Annotated in this window: 17 protein-coding genes; 4 read left to right on the plus strand and 13 right to left on the minus strand. The window is 65.3% G+C overall.

The genetic code is table 11. From position 1 onward, the window contains the following. The first annotated feature begins 20 nt into the window (after window positions 1–20). A complete protein-coding gene (locus C8J43_RS13415) occupies window positions 21–1,304 on the plus strand; it encodes a citrate synthase (RefSeq protein WP_056048581.1) in 1,284 nt (427 codons plus the stop codon). Beyond that, window positions 1,304–1,507, plus strand: a complete 204-nt coding sequence (locus C8J43_RS13420; RefSeq protein WP_056482223.1) for a hypothetical protein — start codon at window positions 1,304–1,306, stop codon at window positions 1,505–1,507. Before C8J43_RS13415 ends, C8J43_RS13420 begins: the two co-directional genes overlap by 1 nt. Here the strand turns inward: C8J43_RS13420 and C8J43_RS13425 are convergent. The 4 genes from C8J43_RS13425 to C8J43_RS13440 form a co-directional block, all read right to left on the minus strand. Further along, entirely contained in the window at window positions 1,481–2,851 is a 1,371-nt protein-coding gene (locus C8J43_RS13425) for a HAMP domain-containing sensor histidine kinase (RefSeq protein ID WP_133031470.1), read from the minus strand. The two genes, C8J43_RS13420 and C8J43_RS13425, sit on opposite strands and share 27 nt — an antisense overlap. A 2-nt stretch (window positions 2,852–2,853) precedes the next feature. After that, complete coding sequence (locus tag C8J43_RS13430; RefSeq protein ID WP_133031313.1) at window positions 2,854–3,954, minus strand: DUF2336 domain-containing protein; 1,101 nt, start codon at window positions 3,952–3,954, stop codon at window positions 2,854–2,856. A gap of 35 nt (window positions 3,955–3,989) precedes the next feature. Continuing rightward, entirely contained in the window at window positions 3,990–5,171 is a 1,182-nt protein-coding gene (locus C8J43_RS13435) for a hypothetical protein (protein WP_133031314.1), read from the minus strand. Between the two features lie 106 nt (window positions 5,172–5,277). Next, window positions 5,278–5,571, minus strand: coding sequence for an Hpt domain-containing protein (locus tag C8J43_RS13440; protein ID WP_133031315.1), 294 nt, complete (start codon window positions 5,569–5,571; stop codon window positions 5,278–5,280). A 103-nt stretch (window positions 5,572–5,674) separates the two neighbouring features. On the opposite strand from C8J43_RS13440, the gene C8J43_RS13445 reads away from it, so the two are divergent. Then, on the plus strand, window positions 5,675–7,963 hold the full coding sequence (locus C8J43_RS13445; protein WP_243645570.1) for a hypothetical protein: 2,289 nt from the start codon (window positions 5,675–5,677) through the stop codon (window positions 7,961–7,963). Window positions 7,964–8,064: 101 nt separating this feature from the next. After that, entirely contained in the window at window positions 8,065–8,844 is a 780-nt protein-coding gene (locus tag C8J43_RS13450; RefSeq protein WP_133031316.1) for an SDR family oxidoreductase, read from the plus strand. A 147-nt stretch (window positions 8,845–8,991) separates the two neighbouring features. Here the strand turns inward: C8J43_RS13450 and C8J43_RS13455 are convergent, their stop codons facing one another. The 9 genes from C8J43_RS13455 to C8J43_RS13495 all read right to left on the minus strand — a co-directional run bounded on the left by C8J43_RS13455 (window position 8,992) and on the right by C8J43_RS13495 (window position 18,504). Next, entirely contained in the window at window positions 8,992–9,273 is a 282-nt protein-coding gene (locus C8J43_RS13455; protein WP_056048558.1) for a DUF1467 family protein, read from the minus strand. Window positions 9,274–9,277: 4 nt separating this feature from the next. Further along, complete coding sequence (locus C8J43_RS13460) at window positions 9,278–10,915, minus strand: ribonuclease J (protein WP_133031317.1); 1,638 nt, start codon at window positions 10,913–10,915, stop codon at window positions 9,278–9,280. A gap of 63 nt (window positions 10,916–10,978) precedes the next feature. Continuing rightward, a complete protein-coding gene (locus C8J43_RS13465; protein ID WP_133031318.1) occupies window positions 10,979–11,755 on the minus strand; it encodes a type III pantothenate kinase in 777 nt (258 codons plus the stop codon). A 10-nt stretch (window positions 11,756–11,765) separates the two neighbouring features. Next, window positions 11,766–12,497 carry a biotin--[acetyl-CoA-carboxylase] ligase gene (locus tag C8J43_RS13470; protein ID WP_133031472.1) on the minus strand — a complete coding sequence of 244 codons (732 nt, stop codon included), beginning with the start codon at window positions 12,495–12,497 and terminating at the stop codon, window positions 11,766–11,768. A gap of 2 nt (window positions 12,498–12,499) precedes the next feature. Then, window positions 12,500–13,945, minus strand: a complete 1,446-nt coding sequence (gene nuoN, locus C8J43_RS13475) for an NADH-quinone oxidoreductase subunit NuoN (protein WP_133031319.1) — start codon at window positions 13,943–13,945, stop codon at window positions 12,500–12,502. Continuing rightward, complete coding sequence (locus C8J43_RS13480; protein ID WP_133031320.1) at window positions 13,945–15,477, minus strand: NADH-quinone oxidoreductase subunit M; 1,533 nt, start codon at window positions 15,475–15,477, stop codon at window positions 13,945–13,947. The genes nuoN and C8J43_RS13480 overlap by 1 nt, the downstream gene beginning before the upstream one ends. Further along, a complete protein-coding gene (nuoL, locus tag C8J43_RS13485) occupies window positions 15,477–17,582 on the minus strand; it encodes an NADH-quinone oxidoreductase subunit L (protein WP_133031321.1) in 2,106 nt (701 codons plus the stop codon). The genes C8J43_RS13480 and nuoL overlap by 1 nt, the downstream gene beginning before the upstream one ends. Window positions 17,583–17,587: 5 nt before the next feature. Then, window positions 17,588–17,890 (minus strand): NADH-quinone oxidoreductase subunit NuoK, encoded by a 303-nt coding sequence (gene nuoK / locus C8J43_RS13490; RefSeq protein WP_175518104.1) that lies wholly within the window; start codon window positions 17,888–17,890, stop codon window positions 17,588–17,590. Window positions 17,891–17,892: 2 nt separating this feature from the next. Next, window positions 17,893–18,504 (minus strand): NADH-quinone oxidoreductase subunit J, encoded by a 612-nt coding sequence (locus C8J43_RS13495; RefSeq protein WP_133031322.1) that lies wholly within the window; start codon window positions 18,502–18,504, stop codon window positions 17,893–17,895. Window positions 18,505–18,506: the final 2 nt, after the last annotated feature.

The following is an 18,506-nucleotide window of genomic DNA, read 5'->3' on the forward strand; positions in this document are numbered from 1 at the left end:
TTTCGAGGAAGGATACAAGCATGAGCGAGACCGCAACCCTCAAGGTCGACGGCAAGGATTTCGAGTATCCGGTGATGTCCGGTACGGTCGGACCCGATGTCATCGATATCCGCAAGCTGTACGCGCAGACGGACAATTTCACCTATGATCCGGGCTTCACCTCGACGGCGTCGTGCCAGTCGAAGCTGACCTATATCGATGGTGACGCGGGCACGCTGCTGCACCGCGGCTACACGATCGGCGAGCTGGCCGAACAGTCGAACTTCATGGAAGTCGCCTATCTCCTGCTCAACGGCGAACTGCCGAGCGAAGACGAGCTGGCGAACTTCTCCAACACGATCACGCGCCACACGATGGTGCACGAGCAGCTTGCGCAGTTCTTCCGTGGCTTCCGCCGCGATGCGCATCCGATGGCGATCCTGTGCGGTGTCGTCGGCGCATTGTCGGCGTTCTATCACGATTCGACGGACATCCATGATCCGGCACAGCGCGTCATCGCGTCGCACCGACTGATCGCCAAGATGCCGACGATCGCCGCGATGGCGTACAAGTACAGCGTCGGCCAGCCGTTCGTCTATCCGGACAACACGCTGAGCTACACCGGCAATTTCCTGAAGATGACGTTCGGCGTGCCGGCCGAGAAGTACGTCGTGAACCCGATCGTCGAAAAGGCGATGGACCGTATCTTCATCCTCCACGCCGATCACGAGCAGAACGCGTCGACCTCGACCGTCCGTCTCGCCGGTTCGTCGGGCGCCAACCCGTTCGCGTGCATCGCGGCCGGCATCGCCTGCCTGTGGGGCCCTGCGCATGGCGGCGCGAACGAAGCCGCGCTCAACATGCTGCATGAGATCGGCACCGTCGACCGCATCCCCGAGTACATCGCGCGGGCCAAGGACAAGAACGATCCGTTCCGCCTGATGGGCTTCGGTCACCGCGTCTACAAGAACTACGATCCGCGCGCGGCCGTCATGCAGACGACCGTCAAGGAAGTGCTCGGCGAACTGGGCGTCACCGACCCCGTGTTCGACGTCGCGATCGAGCTCGAGCGTCTGGCGCTCAGCGATCCGTACTTCATCGAGAAGAAGCTGTTCCCGAACGTCGATTTCTATTCGGGCGTGATCCTGTCGGCGATCGGCTTCCCGACCTCGATGTTCACCGTCCTCTTCGCGCTCGCCCGCACCGTCGGCTGGGTCGCGCAGTGGAACGAGATGATCACCGATCCCGACCAGAAGATCGGCCGTCCGCGCCAGCTGTACAGCGGCCCGACCGCGCGTGACTACGTCCCGATGGCGTCACGCTGATGAAGACGCTCCGGCCGATCCTGATGGTCGTCGGCGTGCTCAGCGCGCTGATGGGTCTGCTCTGGATCGGCCAGGGGCTCGGATACGTCCACTGGCCGCAGTCGAGCTTCATGCTCGACCAGCGGCCTTGGGCGGATCGCGGCGCATTCCTCGCCGCGTTCGGCCTTGCGCTGATATTAGTGGCGCGCCGGATCCGCCGGTAAGGTCAGCACGAACCGCGCACCTTCACCGGGCGCGCTCTCGACCGTGAGATCCCCCTGCATCGCCCGCGCGAGCCGCCGTGCGATATACAGGCCGAGCCCGTTGCCGCCGGCCTCCGACGTGTCGACCCGCTCGAACTTCTCGAAAATCCGGACCTGATCCTCGGGCGCGACGCCCTTGCCCTGATCCGCTACGGTCAGCACCGCATGCGTCGCGTCGCGTGTGACCGTCACCGACACGGCCGATCCGCGCGGCGAATACCGCAGCGCGTTCCCGACGAGGTTGACTAGTATCTGTAGCACGCGGCGGAAGTCGCCGATCGCCGGCACGCGCACGTCGGTCGCAGGCCGCGCGATCGAGACGCCGAGATTGGCCGCGCGCACGGTCAGAAGCCCGGCTGCACGACGCGCGACGTCCGCGAGGTCGATCGGTTCGGGCGCGATCGTGAAGTCGGGCCGCTCGACCGCCTGGAGATCGACCAGATCGTCGACCAGCGACAGAAGGTGTCGCCCGGCGGTCGCGATGTCGGCGGCATAGTCGGCATAGTCGCCCTGCACCGGACCGTCGGACTGCGCATTGATGCTGTCCGCATTCGCCACGATCCGCGCGAGCGGCACCCGCAACGCCTTGTCGAGCCCGGTTGTGAAAGTGGCCGACAGGACGGAGGACTCGGCGGGCGCTGGCGTATCCTCGACGACCACGCGGGCCGCGCCGACGAAGCCCGCAAAATCGCCCGACACATCGTATCGCACGTTGGCCGTCAGCATAACCGCCCGCCCCGAACTCCGCAGTCGCGCCGGCTGTGCCGTCATCGGACGCCGCCGCGCGAGCGAATCGAGGATCGGCAATCCGCCGTCCGATCCGGAATCGAGCGCGAACATTGCCGTCAGCGGCTGCCCGAGCAATGCGAACGGATCGAAGCCATGCTTGGGCCCGGCATCCAGCGTGACGAACGTCAGTCGCAGCGCGGCATCGGTTTCCCATCGCCAGTCGCTATCGCTGTCGAGGAAGCCCGGCACCTCGGGCGAAGGCCGCGTCGGGCGCCACGCTGCGATCTCGCGCCAGCCGCTGACCGTCAGCCGGACATTCTCGCCGTCGGGCTGCGCGCGCACCCAGAGGTCGACATCCGCCTCGTCGTCGGCAACCACCACACCGCGCGACACGACGATCCCGAGCCGCCGCGCGAGACGCGCGATCGTCGCGAGTTGCGGAACCGCCAGCGGCGCACCGCGCATGCCGCCGGCGCGCTGGTTCAGCGCGACCAAGGCAGGATCCGCGAACACCAGCGTGCCATCTGCGGCAATAATGGCGTGCGCGATCGGGTTCTCGGTAGTAGGATCGAACATCGTCATCGACGGTCCGTACGCGCAAGTGCCCGCAAGGCCAGGCGAAAATCGCGGTTCAGTGCCAACGGCGCCACCGCGGCCTGGGCCTCCGTCACGTCGATCGAAGCGATTTCGTCGAGCGCGTCGGCGAACGCTTCGATATCCCGCCGCGGATCCGCTTCGGACAAAGCGAGGCCGATCCTGGCGATCGTCGGTCGATCCATGTCGATCGCCCGCAACGCCAGCCACAACCGATCGCCATCGGGCTCGAGCGTGATCGCCCTCGCCTGGTCGAACGCGATGCCGAGCGCATGCGCGAGTACCGCGACGAACAACGACAGCCGACGATCGCCGATCGATTCGACCAGCACGGCCGCCAACTCGTTCGGTCGCGCATCCATCGCGCCCGCCAAGCGCATGGCGACCGCATCCGCCCGCTCGCCTTCGTCGTGCGCGGCCAGGCTGCGCTCGGCGGCGTCGGTAATCGCCCGATCGCCCTCCCGCGTCGTCACGCGCTGCTCGTCGCGGATCGTCGCGGCGACCCACCAGACGAGCCGATGATGGAGTTCGGCGGGCAATTCACTGCCACTGGCCAGACCCTGTTCGTTCGATACGCGCCGTCGACTTTCCGCCGCCAGCAAGGCCGACGCGGCGGACGCAACGACGCGATCGGGTACGCCTGCCAGCCGCACCACCAGGCTAGCCTCGTCGGGATCGGCGATGTCGACGGGGAGCGACGCGGCGATCAGGTCATGCCGGACCCGCGCGATCAGCTCTTCCATCAGGTCTTCGTCGCGTAACAGACCGGCGCGGGTCAACCGGGCGACGACACCAGCGCCTTTCGGCCGCAGGACCGCCTCGCCAACCTTTGCCATACCTTGCCCGGCCAACAATCGCGCCGCGTGGCGACGGATGTCGGCTTCGATCGCTTCGACGATTCCGCCCAGAACCCGGGCGAGCATCAGCCGGGTGCGATCGTCGAGCCGCGCGTCCGCATCGAGGAAGAAGTCGGCGATCGTTCCCGCCAGCCGCGTTTCGGCACGTAGGCGCGCGCTTTCCGCACGGGCGACGGACGCATCAGGCGACGGCATCGCGTCTTGGACAGGATCTTGGCCGACAGACATGATCCGGTAGGTAGTCCCCTGTCGTTAATGTCGGCCTAAGGATCGCGACGAAGTCGTTCGATCGCATCCGCCAGGGTCGCAGTCGCATATACTGCAGCAAAACCAAGCCCAAATACGGGAAACCCGAGCAGCGCGAACGCGCCCACGATCAGCAGATAGGCCGCCGGACTCCCCCACCAGAGCCGACGATCGCGTTCGAGGATAGCGCGCTCGGCAAGGCCGCCGATCGCGATCAGCGCCGTGCCGATCGCCAGCGCCGTATTCTCGCCGGCACGTCCCGCGACGATGAACGCGAAGACCAAGATCGATGCAGCAGCGATGCCGCCGATCGCAAGCGTCTGCCACCGGGCCAGTGGGGCCTCGTCGCGAAGATCGCTCAGAACCGAGCCGAGCGCGAGCGCCACGCAGGCGACCAGCGCGATCACCAGACCCGCCGAGGCAAGACCGAACCCTATCGTCACCAGACCAGCGACGCCCAACGCCAGCCCCGCCGCGCCGACGCTTGCGCCCGCCGCGCCACGATCGACCAGCAACGGCAGGGCAAGTCGCGCGATCGGCGCCAGCACGAACCGATCGAACCAACCGCGCCGCCCCGACACGATCGTCATCAGCACCGCGCGTCCGCGCTCTTCCAGCGTGCGTGCCTGGCGTTCGATGCCGTGTCCGCCGCGCACCGCATCGGTCGGCAACAGAACCTGCGTCGCCCGCGACTGAACCGCGAACCGCAACAACGACGATTGCAGATCGTAATCCTGCGGCAGTCCGGCAACTTCGGCGATCCGGCTCGCACTGAGCCGCGCGACACCTGCCCATGCCATCTGGCCGCCAACCCGCTCGAACCCCGGCCCGGCATCGGCCTCCGGCACGACGAGCAGGCAATCGCCCTCTTCGGCGGCCATCGCCTTGACGATCGCATCGGTGGTGACAAGTCCGTCGCCGAGCATCAGCACGCGCGCCAGCGGATGAAGCTTTTCGACCGCCTCGGCCGCAGATCGCACGGTATCCACGCTGACACCGCGCCGTCCGATCCGATTGATCGCCCCCAGTAGTTCGGGCGTCATTCGTGCGACGACGACGATCACCTGCGCCACGCCAGCGGCGATCAGCAATCGCGCCTGATACTCGATAAGGGTGACGCCGCTGAACGGAAGCGTGGCCGCCAGGCGATCGGGGCGATCGTCCGCGTCGTGAATTGCAAATAAGAGGCCGGCAAGCATCGTCGGCTGTTAGGCGGTCGATGGCGTCCTGCAAAGCCCGGGTTCGGGTGGAACGCCCCTCGATACGGCTCAATCCGCGTGAAAGCGCGGATCGACCGGTGTGGGATCAAAGACTGGCTACGGCCCGGCGGAGTTTCTTCAGACCTTCGGCATCGCGGGGATCGCCGTCTGCGACCAAGGTCGCGATCGTCATCAACCGGATCGCGCCAAAGCTCGCGGCCAGTCCCTTCAACCGCCACACCGCGGCGCGCCAGTCGTCGACGTCGGTCGCCAGCGTCATCGCCGTCAGTGCCCGTTCGGCGCTTTCGATGAACGCGATTCGCAACTCGGCGATCAGGATGGGTTCGTCACCCACCGCGGCCGCCAGCGTGGCATCGATTGCTCCGGGGTCATACGCCATGTCGCCCTGCTTACCGGACGGATGCTTAAGGGAAGATTGCACAAGGCGTTTTGTCCGGCCACGTTTCGTGATACTTCGACAGCTCATGAACGGGGGTTCGCCAATGATCGGGTTTCGTGCGGCGGCAGGCAATGCCCATCCCATTCGCGCGGATATCGTGATGGAACCGGTATCGGACCCTATGCCCCAGAGCGCGTATCAGGAAACATTCGAAGCGTTCGAGGTGGATGATCCCGCGCGCGGCCTTAGTCGGGTGTTTGCGGGGATTGCGATCTTCGGCGTGTTGGCATGGCTGTTCGGCATGGTCTGGTTCGCACGGGATGCGCTGGCGACGATCGAACCTCTCGCACTCGTCCAGTTCGTCGCCGCACTCTGCGTGGTTCCGGTGCTTGTCGGGATCGTCTGGCTCCTCGCGATGCGGACCAGTCGCGCCGAAGCGTATCGGTTCGGCGTCACGGCTCAGGCTATGCGCGACGAGGCGGCAAGCCTGGAGCGGACCGTCGCCGCCTTGTCGAATACGATCGAGGCCAACCGCGCGCAGCTCGCCGAGCAAGTCGATACGTTCCTGCTGATGGGCAATGGCGCGACCGAACAGCTTGCCGCGATTGGTCGCGGCATGGCGTCGGAGATCGACCAGGCCGCCGCGCACGCCCGCAACCTCGCCACGTCGACCGCCGGTGCGCAGTCCAGCCTCGGCGTCCTGATCGCCACCCTTCCCCGCGCGCAGGCGGATATCGACGACGTCGCCAAGCGGCTCGAACGTACCGGTCTGTCGGCGAGCGAACACGCCGCGGCCCTCGATGCGCAGATCGTCGCGCTCGCCGAACGCGGCCGCGAGGCCGACACAATGGCAAGCGGTGCCGCGCAACGTCTCGCCGCACATATCGTCCGGATGGAAGCGACCAGTCAGACCGCGGGCGCGCATCTCGAATCGGTCACCGACGGCATGTCCGCCGCGGTCGACGCGCTGCTCAACCGCACCGCCGATGCCGTCGATCTGTCGAGGCGGGGAATCGCCGCGCAAGGCGACGCGATGCTGGCGATGGTCGGGGCCAACCAATCCGCGCTCGACAGCGCCGCGCGCGATAGCGCCGAAGCGCTCGCGCACCGCATCGCCGCGGTCGAGGACGCGATCGAGCGCGTCGCGATCCGCCTCGACCTGCAACGCAGTGCCGGCGACCGGATCGTCGACGACCTTCACGCCGGGCTCGGCGACGTCGAGGCGCGGATCGAGCTATTGCACCGCCACGGCACCGAGCGCACGCAGGGTCTGGCCGCATCGATCAGCGCGCTGGGCGGTTCCGCCGACGCGATGACCGAGGCACTCCGGACCGGCGACGACATGGCGCACCGGACGATCGCCACGACCGAGACGCTGCTCGTCGCGCTCGACGCCGCCGCACGCGAGATCGACGAGACGATGCCGGCCGCACTCGGCCGCCTCGATTCGCAGGTACTGGCCAGCAAGAGCATCGTCGTCTCGGCGCGTCCCGACCTGCTCGCGCTCGTCACCGCCGCGGAGAGCACGCACGACGCGATCGAGGCGATTGCCGGGGTCATCGGCGAACAGCGCCATGTGCTCGATACGCTCTCGACCGACCTGCTTAACACGCTCAACACAGGCCGCGCGAAGGCCGATGCGCTCGGTCACATGGTCGATGAAGCTATCGGCCGGACGCAGCATTTCGCCGAAGACGCCGCGCCGCAGCTGATCGAAGCGCTCCACCGCGTCCGCGAGACTGCTGCCGTCGCCGCCGACAAGGCGCGCGAGACGCTGTCGAAGGTCATACCCGAGGCCGCAGCCGCACTCGAAGCCGCCAGCGCCGACGCGATGCGCCGCGCGACCAACGACACCGTCGAACGGCAGGTCAAGGCGCTCACCGACGCCACCGGCGCCGCGGTCGACGCGGCGACCGGCGCAACCGAACGCCTCGCGCGCGAAGTCCAGGCGATCGTCGACCAGACTGCGATCGTCGAAACGCGGATCCAGGAAGCGCGTACAGAACGCGAAGACGCCGACCAAGACACGTTCGCACGCCGCGTCTCGCTGCTGATCGAATCGCTCAACTCGGCCTCGATCGACATCACCAAGGCGATCGCCCCCGAAATCTCGGACAGCGCATGGGGCGCGTATCTGAAGGGCGACCGCGGCGTCTTCACGCGTCGCGCGGTCCGTATCCTGGACGCCAGCGAAGTCCGCGAGATCGCCGGCCTGTACGATGAGGACGAGACCTTCCGCGAGATGGTCAACCGCTACATCCACGACTTCGAAGCGATGCTCCGCACGATCCTGACGCAACGCGACGGCTCGCCGCTCGGCGTGACGTTGCTGTCGTCGGACATGGGCAAGCTGTACGTAGCACTGGCGCAGGCGATCGAACGCCTGCGCTGAACCGCACCTCATAGGAGCTTTCGAAATGATCCAGCGTCACCGCTAACGCGGCCCTCGCCAGCGGAGCAACCCGCCGACCGGACTCATATTTCGAGGCTTACATGCCCAGACTGAACACCAAGATCTGCGTCGTCACCGGCGCAGCACGTGGCATCGGCCGCGCGATCGCCGAACGCTTCCATGACGAAGGCGCCATCGTCATCCTCACCGACATCGACGAAACCGCCGGCGCCGAGACTGCGGCGGCGATAGGCTGCCGGTTCGAAAAGCTCGACGTCCGCGAAGAAGCGGACTGGCGACGGCTGACCGAGGTCGTTCCGGTGGTCGACGTGGTCGTCAATAATGCCGGCGTGACTGGTTTCGAGCACGGCATGGTCGCGCACGATCCGGAACATGCGAGCTTGTCGGACTGGCGCGCAGTTCACGCGGTCAACCTCGATGGCACATTCCTCGGTTGCCGCTATGCGATCGGTGCGATGAAGGCGGCTGGCACGGGCTCGATCATCAACATCTCGTCGCGCTCAGGGCTGGTCGGCATTCCCCTCGCCGCGGCCTATGCGTCGTCGAAGGCCGCGATCCGCAATCACAGCAAAACGGTTGCGCTGTATTGCGCGCAGCAGGGTTGGAAGATCCGCTGCAACTCGGTGCATCCCGCGGCCATCCTGACGCCAATCTGGGAACCGATGCTCGGGGATGGAGCTGACCGGGAGGCGCGGATGGCAGCGCTGGTGGCGGATACGCCGTTGAAGCGGTTCGGGATGCCGGAGGAAGTGGCCGCGGTTGCGGTGATGCTGGCGTCGGACGAGGCGACGTATATTACGGGGACGGAGATCAATATCGATGGCGGTTTGCTGGCGGGCTCGGCCGCGTCGCCGAGGTAAAGGCTAAATTGCAATCCTCCCCCGTCAGGGGGAGGTGGTTGGCACTTGCCAGACGGAGGGGGAGGTCAGGGAAAACCTCTGCTCCGTGCCCTCCCCTCCGTCACTTTCGGTGCCCCCCCCCTGGCGGGGGAGGATCGTTAAGGTCCCTCAGCGCGTGACCATGTTGCCGCGGTCGAACAGATCGACCGTCTGCGGCGTGATCCACCCGTAGGAATAATTCAGCTGGAACAGCACGAACAGCACCGTCGCGACCACAGTCACCCGCCATGCCGTCCGCCCAGACCGAAACTCGTGCGGCGCGCTTTCGGCCTGGCCGGGGACGTGTTCGCCCCCAACCTCGCGCGTCGTCTTCACGCCAAATGGCAGGACCAGGAACACCGAGAACGACCAGAACAGGACGTAGATCGCGAGTGCCGAGGTCCAGCGCACCCGATCAGCCCTCGATCAGCAGCACGTCGACGATCGGCTGCTTGCCGGTCCAGCGCTTGGCGACCTTGCGCACCGCGAGACGGATCTGCTCGCGCATCTTCTCGCTCTCGCGCTTGCCGCCGCGCACCGTGTCCGCGGCCGCCTGGACCGCATCGGCGATGAATGCCGCACGATCTTCCTCGACCGGCACGCCCTGCACGCGGACCTGCGGCTGGCCGACCATCCGGCCGTCCTTGCCGAGCGCGACACCGACCGAAATCTGGCCGTTGATCGCCAGCTTGCGCCGCTCGCTCAGCGTCGCGCCGTCCGCCGGCAGGATCACGTCGCCGTCGAGCACCAGACGCCCGACCGTCGCATTGCCGATCTTCGCAGGGCCCTTGGGCGCCAGACGGATGATGTCGCCGTTGCTCTGCACGATCGCGCGCGGAATGCCCTGCTCGAGACCGAAGCGCGCATGCTCCATCATGTGGCGCATCTCGCCATGCGTTGGCACGAGCACCTCGGGCCGCAGCCAGTCGTACATCTGCGCGAGTTCTGGCTGACCCGGATGGCCCGACACATGGACATGCGCCTGGCGCTCTGTGATCATGCGGATGCCCTTGGCCGCCAGCGTGTTCTGGATGCGCCCGATCTGGACCTCGTTGCCCGGAATCTGCTTCGACGAGAAGATCACCGTGTCGTCGGCCTCGAGCGTGATTGTGTGCTGGCCATTGGCGACACGTGCGAGCGCCGCGCGCTCCTCACCCTGGCCACCGGTGGCGATGATCAGGACCTTGTTCTTGGGCAGGCGCATTGCCTCGTCGGGGCTGATCGTGTCGGGAAAATCCTTCAGATAGCCCGTCGCGCGCGCCACCTTGATGATCCGGTCGAGCGAACGCCCGGTCACGCACAGCTTGCGCCCGGTTTCCTTCGCGACTTCGCCGAACGTGTGGAGACGCGCCGCATTCGATGCGAAGCTGGTGATCATCACGCGGCCCTTGGCCTTGCTGACCTCCTCGAACAGGCCCTTCCGCACGGTGCTCTCGCTGCCCGATGCGGTGGTGTTGAAGATGTTGGTCGAATCGCAGACGAGGACGTCGACGCCCTTGTCGCCGATCGCTATGAAGCCCTCGGGCGTGGTCGGGTTGCCGATCACCGGGTTCTTGTCGAGCTTCCAGTCGCCGGTGTGGAACACGCGACCGTAAGGCGTGTCGATCAACAGCGCGTTCGCCTCGGGAATCGAATGCGACATCTCGACGAAAGTGAAGCCGAACGGCCCGAGCTGGAAATTGCCGCCCATCGGGATCATCTTAAGCTTCACGCGGTTGGCGATGCCCTCTTCCTCGAGCTTGCCGCGGATCAGGCCCATCGTGAACGGCGTCGCGTAGATCGGCACGCCAAGGTCTTCGGCGAGATACGGCAACGAGCCGATGTGATCTTCATGGCCGTGCGTGATGACGATGCCGAGCAGGTCGTCGATCCGGTCCTCGATAAAGGACAGGTCTGGCAGGATCACGTCAACGCCAGGATATTGCGGATCGGCGAAGGTGATGCCGAGATCGACCATCACCCACTTGCCTTGGCAGCCGTACAGGTTGACGTTCATGCCGATTTCGCCGGAGCCGCCAAGGCCACAGAAAAGGAGTTCGTTCTTCGGAGTCATTGATTACTTTCAGGATTATACAGGAATATGGCCCGCAGGCCGGTCGGCGCGAGCCCAATGGCCCTAGATATGGTGACGATCCCACATCATCGCCAGCCCCTGGATCGTCAGGTCGGCTTCGATGACGTCGAACACGTCGGTCTGTTTCTCGAATAATGTGGCAAGCCCGCCGGTGGCGACGACCTTCACGGGACGGCCGATCTCGCGTTTCATCCGCGCGACCAAACCCTCGATCATCGCGACATAGCCCCAATAGATGCCGATATGCATCTGCGAGACGGTGTTGAGCCCAATGACACTCGTGTCGGTCGGTGCCTCGATCGCGATCCGCGGGAGTTTTGCCGCAGCGGTCACCAGCGCGTCGAGCGACAGGTTGATCCCCGGCGCGATGATCCCGCCCTTGTACGCGCCGCTATAGTCGACGACGTCGAACGTGGTCGCGGTGCCGAAATCGATAACGATCAGGTCGCCCGGATGCAGCGCATGCGCGGCGATCGTGTTGACTGCACGATCGGCGCCAAGCGAGGCCGGCTCGTCGACGTCGATCGCGATGCCCCATTCGATCGGCGCATGGCCGGCGATCAGCGCGTCGGTGTTGAAGTATTTCGACGCGAGCACCTGGAGGTTGTGCAGCGCGCGCGGCACGACGGTAGCGACGATCACGCCCTTCACCGCGTTACGATCATGCCCGCCAAGCTGCATCAACTGGCTTAACCACACCGCATACTCGTCCGCCGTCCGCCGAGGATCGGTCGCGATCCGCCAGCGCGCAACGATCTCGCCGGCTTCGACCAGCGCAAACACGACATTGGTATTGCCGGCATCGATGGCGAGCAGCATCAGCGGGGCCTCAAAGCAGGAAGACGTCGGCAGCGTGAATGACACGCCGCTCGCCAGACGCCAAGCGCAGGATCAGCGCGCCGTCGGTGTCGAGCCCGACGAACAGGCCGTCGATGCCGCTGCCATCCGGAAGGCGGGCGGTAAGCGCGGTACCGGCTGGGTGCGCACAATCGACCCAGCGCTCGCAAACGGGCGCGATGCCTTCGGTGCGCCAGCGGCCAATCCAGCGCGCGAAACTGTCGGCGAGGATGTCGAGGAACATCGCCGGGTCGACCACAACGCCGTGCGCGGCGAGATCGGTCGCCGCACGATCGGGCAGATCGGGATGGTGCGCGATGTTGACGCCGTAGCCGACGATCACCGCATTGTCCGCGCGTTCGAGCAGGATGCCCGACAGCTTGGCATCCGCGAGCAGCAGGTCGTTCGGCCATTTCAGGACCAGCGTCTCGCTCGCATCGGTCGTGCCCTGGCAGATCCCGGCAACGAGAAACGTCGACACCGTTTCCTGCAAGGCAACCGCGGCGACCAGCGCGAGGCTGGCGGCCGGCGGATCGTTCGGCCGCAACCGGACGAGCGTGCTCACGTAGAGGTTACCCTCGGGCGACGACCATGCGCGCCCGAGCCGCCCCCGCCCCGCCGTCTGCCGGATCGCGCGCAACCAAAGACCGTCTTCGGCACCGCCGCGTGCAAGCTCCAGCAGGTCGGCGTTGGTCGATCCTGTTTCCGCGACGGTGCGGATGATGCTCAGAACAACGCCCGTGCGGCCGCCATCGTCCACGCGCCGAGCACGGGGATGAGGAGGTAGCCGGCTGGCGACACGAACACGGCGGCGATGGCGATCAGGCCACCCTCGACATTGCTCTCCATCGGCGCGAACGCGGGTGCTGGATCGTCGAAGTACATCGTCTTGACGACGCGCAGATAGTAATACGCACCGATCACCGAGGCGGCGATGCCGACCACCGCCAGCGGGAACAGCCCGGCGTCGACCGCTGCACTGAACACCGCGAACTTCGCGTAGAAGCCGAACAGCGGCGGGATGCCGGCAAGGCTGAACATGAAGATCGCGAGCGCCGCAGCGAGTGCAGGACGCGTCCGCGACATGCCGGCGAGGCTATCGATCGTCTCGACCGGCTGCCCGTCGTCACCACGCATCTGCAACACCACTAGGAACGAGCCCAGTGTCATCGCGACGTAAATCGTCAGGTACATCAGCACGCCCGACACGCCTTCCGGCGTCCCGGCCGCAAGACCGATCAGCGCAAAGCCGACATTGTTGATCGACGAGTATGCGAGCAGGCGCTTGATATTGGTCTGGCCGATCGCAGCAACCGCACCAAGGATGATCGAGGCGAGTGCCGCGAAGATCACGATCTGGCGCCACTGGTCGGTCGCAGGGCCCATCGCATCGACCGCCACGCGGACGCTGAGCGCAAGCGCTGCGACCTTCGGGGCGGACGCGAAGAACGCGGTGACCGGGGTCGGTGCGCCCTCGTACACGTCGGGCGTCCACATGTGGAACGGCACTGCGCTGATCTTGAACGCGAGCCCTGCGAACACGAAAACCAGACCGAACAGCAGGCCCAGCGACTTGGTGCCTGCATAGGCTTCCGAGATACCCGAGAACAACGTCGTGCCGCTGAACCCGTAGACCAGCGAGATGCCGTACAGCAGGATGCCGCTGGCCAGAGCGCCGAGCACGAAATACTTCAGGCCGGCTTCCGCCGAACGCCCATCGCGCCGCATGAAGCTGGCGAGGACGTAGGCCGCAAGGCTCTGGAGTTCGAGACCGACATACAGCGTCAGCATGTCGGTGGCCGAGACCATGATGCCCATGCCGCATGCCGAGAGCAGGATCAGCACCGGGTATTCCGGGCGCAGATCGTCGCCGTGGCTGCGCGCGAAGAAACTCGGTGCCATGACGATCGCGACCGCCGAGGCGATGTAGATCAGCACCTTGGCGAACGCGCCGAACGCGTCTGCGCGGTACAGGCCGTCGAACGCATAGCCGCCCGACGAGGCCGGACCGACCAGTGCGATCCCTGCCCCGACCAGGACGAACACGGCGGCGATCGAAACGGCCCGCGTGGACTTGTCCCCGCCCCAGGCCGAGACGAGCATCAGGGCGATCGCACCCAACGCCAGCACCAGTTCGGGCAGCGTCATGGCGATGTTAGCGGCATAATCCATCAGTGTGCCTCCCCGTGCGCGGCACTATGGACGGTGGCGGGCTTCCCCGCGGTTGGGTTGGAATCGCTGGCAGGCTTGGCGCGATCGATACGGGCGAGAAGCACGCCCACATCCTTGCGCATCGGTGCCAGGAAGCTCTCGGGATACACGCCCATCCACAGCACGACGGCGGCGATCGGTGCGAGCAGCCACATCTCACGGCCCGACAGGTCGACCATAGCACGGACGTCGTCCGACTTGATCTCCCCGAACACGACGCGACGGTACAGGAACAGCATGTACGCGGCGCCCAGGATGATGCTCGTCGTGCAGAGCAGCGCGGTCCAGGTCGAGACCTGATACGTGCCCATCAGCGACAGGAACTCGGCGACAAAGCCGCTGGTGCCCGGCAGGCCGATCGAGGCCATCGTGAAGAACAGGAAGAAGATCGCGTATTTCGGCATGTTGATCGCGAGGCCGCCATAGCGCGAAATCTCGCGGGTATGGAGCTGGTCGTAGATCACGCCGACGCACAGGAACAACGCACCCGATACCAGGCCGTGGCTCAGCATCATGATCATCGCGCCTTCGATGCCCTGCCGGTTGAACGCGAACAGACCGATCGTGACGATCGCCATGTGCGCGACCGACGAATAGGCGATCAGCTTCTTCATGTCCGACTGCACGAGCGCGACGAGCGACGTGTAGATCACCGCGACCGCCGACAGCCCGAAGATCAGCCAGGTCAGCTGGCCCGAGGCTTCGGGGAACATCGGCAGCAGGAAGCGCAGGAAGCCGTATCCGCCGAGCTTCAGCAACACGCCCGCCAGGATAACCGAGCCTGCGGTCGGCGCCTGGACGTGCGCGTCGGGCAACCAGGTGTGGACTGGCCACATCGGCATCTTAACCGCGAACGACGCGAAGAACGCCAGCCACAGCCAAATCTGCACGTGCGCCGGGAAATCGTAGTTCATCAGCGCCGGGATGCTGGTCGTGCCCGCGGTCTTCGCCATGTAGAGCATCGCGATGAACATCAGGACCGAGCCGAGCAGCGTGTACAGGAAGAACTTGTACGACGCGTAGATCCGGTTCGCGCCGCCCCAGATGCCGATGATCAGGTACATCGGGATCAGGCCGGCTTCGAAGAACACGTAGAACAGGAACAGGTCCTGTGCCGCGAACGTGCCGATCATCAGCACTTCGGTGAACAGGAACGCCGCCATGTATTCGGGAACGCGCGTCGTGATCGAGCGCCAGCTGGCACCGATGCAGATCGGCATCAGGAACACGCTGAGCATGATCAGCATCAGCGCAAAGCCGTCGATACCGAGCGACCAGCCGAACGGACCGAAGATGCCCGGGGCATGCTCGACGAACTGCCACTGCGCGCCGCCGATATCGTAGTTCATCCACAGCATGATGCCGAGAACGAAGTCGATCAGCGTCGCCGCCAGCGCCAGCATCCGCGCGGTGTTCGCCGAGACGAACAGGCACGCGACGGCCGCGATCATCGGGACCGCAATCAGGACGGAGAGGATAGGAAAGCCGGTCATTACAGTCCGATCGCCCAGGTTACGGCTGCGGTCAGCCCGATCAGCATGACGAAGGCATAGGTGTAGAGGTATCCCGTCTGGAAGCGGTTGGCCACGCGGCTGCTGATCTGGACGACCCAGGTCGCGCCGTCGGGCCCGAACCGGTTGATCGTCTTCTCGTCGCCGCGATGCCACAGAAAGCGGCCGATCGCGAACGCCGGGCGGACGAAGATCAGGTCGTACAGCTCGTCGAAATACCACTTATGCAGCACGAAGTCGTAGAGCACGCCGAACTGTTCGACGACCTTGGCCGGGAACGTTGGTGCCTTGATATAGGCGTACCAGGCGGTCAGCAGGCCGAGCAGCATCGCGATCGTTGCCGACAGTTTGATCAGCAACGGCACGCCGTGCATCTCGTGCATCAGATGTTCGCGGAACGCGAGTGCGCCCTTCCAGAACTCTTCGCCTGCGGTCGGCTCGATGAAGAAACCGTGGAACACGAAGCCGGCAAGCACCGCACCGATCGACAGGACGATCAGCGGGATCAGCATCGGCAACGGGCTCTCGTGCGGGTGATAGCCACCATCGCCTTCGGCCGGCGCATGCGCGGCGTCGTGATGACCGTGCGGCGCATGACCTGCGTCCTCGGCCTGAGCCGGGTTCGCGTGGTGATCGTCAGCATGATGCGCGTCGTGTGCGTGGTCGTCATGGCCATGCGCGTCGTGGAGCGCATGCTGGATGTGCTCTGACGCGGCCCAACGCGGCTTGCCCCAGAAGGTCAGGAACATCACGCGCCACGAATAGAAGCTGGTCAGCAACGCGACGAGCACGCCGACGAACCAAACACCCGGCTGGCCCGCAGCCCAGCTCGCCTCGATGATCGCATCCTTCGAATGGAAGCCGGCGAAACCGATCGCGGTGTTGCCGAAGATGCCGGGGATGCCGACGCCGGTGATCGCGAGCGTACCCGCCATCATCGCCCAGAACGTCACAGGGATCTTCTTACGCAGGCCGCCATAATAGCGCATGTCCTGCTCGTGGTGCATCGCATGGATGACCGAACCGGCGCCGAGGAACAGCAGTGCCTTGAAGAACGCGTGCGTGAAGAGGTGGAACATCGCCGCGCCATACGCTCCGACACCCGCCGCGAAGAACATGTAGCCGAGCTGCGAGCAGGTCGAATACGCGATCACGCGCTTGATGTCGGTCTGCACGAGGCCGCAGGTCGCCGCGAACAAACAGGTCGCGGCACCGACCGAGGTGACCACGGTCAGCGCGACCGGGCTCATCTCGAACATCGGCGACAGGCGGCAGACCATGAACACGCCGGCGGTGACCATCGTCGCTGCGTGGATCAGCGCCGACACCGGGGTTGGGCCTTCCATCGCGTCCGGCAGCCAGGTGTGCAGGCCAAGCTGCGCCGACTTGCCCATCGCACCGACGAACAACAGCAGGCAGAGAACCGTCATCGTGTCGAAGCGGTAGCCGAGGAAGCCTAGCGTCGAGCCCGCCATGCCGGGGGCCGCGGCGAGGATCTCGGGGATCGAGACCGTGCCGAACACCAAGAACGTACCGAAGATACCGAGCATGAAGCCGAGATCGCCGACGCGGTTGACGACGAACGCCTTGATCGCGGCTGCGCTGGCCGAAGGCTTGCGGAACCAGAACCCGATCAGGAGGTAGGATGCGAGACCCACACCTTCCCAGCCGAAGAACATCTGGACGAGGTTGTTGGCCGTCACGAGCATCAGCATCGCGAAGGTGAACAGCGACAGATACGCGAAGAAGCGCGGCTGATCGGGATCCTCGTCCATATAGCCCCAGCTATACAGGTGGACGAGCGCCGAGACCGACGTGACGACCACGAGCATCACCGCAGTCAGCGCATCGACGCGCAACGACCACGCGACGTTCATGTCGCCGGAGTGGATGAAGTCGAGCAGCGGCGCGACGGTGGCCGTGCTGGTGCCCGAGAGGAAGCCGATGAAGATCGGCCAAGACAACAGGCACGATGCGAACAGCGCCGCCGTGGTGACGAGTTTCGCCGGCACGTTGCCGATCGCGCGATTGCCGAACCCGGCAACGATCGCGGCCAGTAACGGCAGGAAGACGATAAGCTGGATCAACCGTATTACCCCTTCATCCGGTTGACGTCGTCGACCGCGATGGTGCCGCGACCGCGGAAATAGATCACGAGAATGGCGAGGCCGATCGCGGCTTCACCCGCGGCGACCGTCAGCACGAACATCGCGAACACCTGTCCGACGAGATCGTGGAGGAACGCCGAGAACGCGACGAGATTGATGTTCACCGCCAGCAGGATCAGCTCGATCGCCATCAAAATGACGATGAGGTTCTTGCGGTTCAGGAAGATGCCGAGCACCCCCATCGTGAACAAGATCGCCGCGACGACCAGATAATGGACGAGACCGATCGTCACAGTTCGACTCCCTGCCCGACGACCGGGCTCGTGTTGCGCGTGGCGTCCTGCGGACGACGCGCGTTCTGGCGGCTGATGTTCTGCGCCTTGACGCCGCCACGCTGGCGGTGGGTCAGCACGATCGCACCGATCATCGCGACCAGCAGCACCAGGCCGGCCCCCTCGAACACGAACAGATAGCGCGTGTAGAGCAGGTTACCGATCGCCTGGATGTTGGGCACGGTGTCGTCGATCGGAGCAGCACGACGCGCGAGCTGGATCGGCCCGGTGCTCCATGCACCGATCGCGATCATCACCTCGGCAGCGAGTGCGACGGCCAATGCGAGGCCGATCCCGAAATACCGGGCAACGCCAGCGCGCAGTTCGGTGAAGTCGATGTCGAGCATCATGACGACGAACAGGAACAGCACCGCGACCGCACCGACATAGACGATGACGAGCAGCATCGCGATGAACTCGGCGCCGACCAGGATCATGAGGCCCGCCGCGTTGAAGAACGCGAGGATCAGCCACATCACCGAATGGACCGGGTTGCGCGACGCGATCGTCAGTACGCCCGACAGGACGACGACGAAAGCGAAGAGGTAGAAGGCTAAGGCCTGAATCACGA

Source organism: Sphingomonas sp. PP-CE-1G-424, from assembly GCF_004341085.1.
Classification (GTDB): Bacteria; Pseudomonadota; Alphaproteobacteria; order Sphingomonadales; family Sphingomonadaceae; genus Sphingomonas.

Bases quoted from the DNA above. Each gene is read 5' to 3' on its own strand.
- C8J43_RS13415 (WP_056048581.1), top strand. From the start codon at position 21: ATGAGCGAGACCGCAACCCTCAAGGTCGACGGCAAGGATTTCGAGTAT.
- C8J43_RS13420 (WP_056482223.1), top strand. From the start codon at position 1,304: ATGAAGACGCTCCGGCCGATCCTGATGGTCGTCGGCGTGCTCAGCGCG.
- C8J43_RS13425 (WP_133031470.1), bottom strand. From the start codon at position 2,851: ATGTTCGATCCTACTACCGAGAACCCGATCGCGCACGCCATTATTGCC.
- C8J43_RS13430 (WP_133031313.1), bottom strand. From the start codon at position 3,954: ATGTCTGTCGGCCAAGATCCTGTCCAAGACGCGATGCCGTCGCCTGAT.
- C8J43_RS13435 (WP_133031314.1), bottom strand. From the start codon at position 5,171: ATGCTTGCCGGCCTCTTATTTGCAATTCACGACGCGGACGATCGCCCC.
- C8J43_RS13440 (WP_133031315.1), bottom strand. From the start codon at position 5,571: ATGGCGTATGACCCCGGAGCAATCGATGCCACGCTGGCGGCCGCGGTG.
- C8J43_RS13445 (WP_243645570.1), top strand. From the start codon at position 5,675: ATGATCGGGTTTCGTGCGGCGGCAGGCAATGCCCATCCCATTCGCGCG.
- C8J43_RS13450 (WP_133031316.1), top strand. From the start codon at position 8,065: ATGCCCAGACTGAACACCAAGATCTGCGTCGTCACCGGCGCAGCACGT.
- C8J43_RS13460 (WP_133031317.1), bottom strand. From the start codon at position 10,915: ATGACTCCGAAGAACGAACTCCTTTTCTGTGGCCTTGGCGGCTCCGGC.
- C8J43_RS13465 (WP_133031318.1), bottom strand. From the start codon at position 11,755: ATGCTGCTCGCCATCGATGCCGGCAATACCAATGTCGTGTTTGCGCTG.
- nuoN (WP_133031319.1), bottom strand. From the start codon at position 13,945: ATGGATTATGCCGCTAACATCGCCATGACGCTGCCCGAACTGGTGCTG.
- C8J43_RS13480 (WP_133031320.1), bottom strand. From the start codon at position 15,477: ATGACCGGCTTTCCTATCCTCTCCGTCCTGATTGCGGTCCCGATGATC.